At 50.1% G+C, this 431-nt stretch carries 4 tRNA genes; all 4 read right to left on the bottom strand.

What is annotated here, in order from left to right:
* Nucleotides 1–41: 41 nt before the first annotated feature.
* A tRNA-Leu gene (locus tag AAIE21_RS29370) sits at nucleotides 42–122 on the bottom strand.
* Nucleotides 123–138: 16 nt separating this feature from the next.
* Nucleotides 139–214 (bottom strand) — tRNA-Lys (locus AAIE21_RS29365).
* A gap of 13 nt (nucleotides 215–227) precedes the next feature.
* Nucleotides 228–303: transfer RNA gene (locus AAIE21_RS29360), tRNA-Thr, on the bottom strand.
* A gap of 5 nt (nucleotides 304–308) precedes the next feature.
* Nucleotides 309–384, bottom strand: a tRNA-Val gene (locus tag AAIE21_RS29355).
* Nucleotides 385–431: the final 47 nt, after the last annotated feature.

Genomic DNA, 431 nt, shown 5'->3' with positions numbered 1-431 from the left:
ACTACTTCCGCAAGACATGTTATGAGATATTTTATTAAAAGTGCGGGTGAAGGGAGTCGAACCCCCACGCCAAAGGCGCCAGATCCTAAGTCTGGTGCGTCTGCCAATTCCGCCACACCCGCATATTATTTTAATAAATGGTGAGCCATGAAGGATTCGAACCTTCGACCCTCTGATTAAAAGTCAGATGCTCTACCAACTGAGCTAATGGCTCGTACAATAAAAACTGGTGCCGGCTAGAGGACTTGAACCCCCAACCTACTGATTACAAGTCAGTTGCTCTACCAATTGAGCTAAGCCGGCGTATATGGTGGAGGATGACGGGATCGAACCGCCGACCCCCTGCTTGTAAGGCAGGTGCTCTCCCAGCTGAGCTAATCCTCCATTTGCCTGGCAACGTCCTACTCTCACAGGGACAAGGTCCCAACTAC

The organism is Paenibacillus sp. 102, from assembly GCF_039549175.1.
Lineage (GTDB): Bacteria > Bacillota > Bacilli > Bacillales > Bacillaceae_G > Bacillus_A.
Note: the sequence above shows the minus strand (reverse complement) of the source record. Positions and strands in the feature narration are given on the sequence as shown.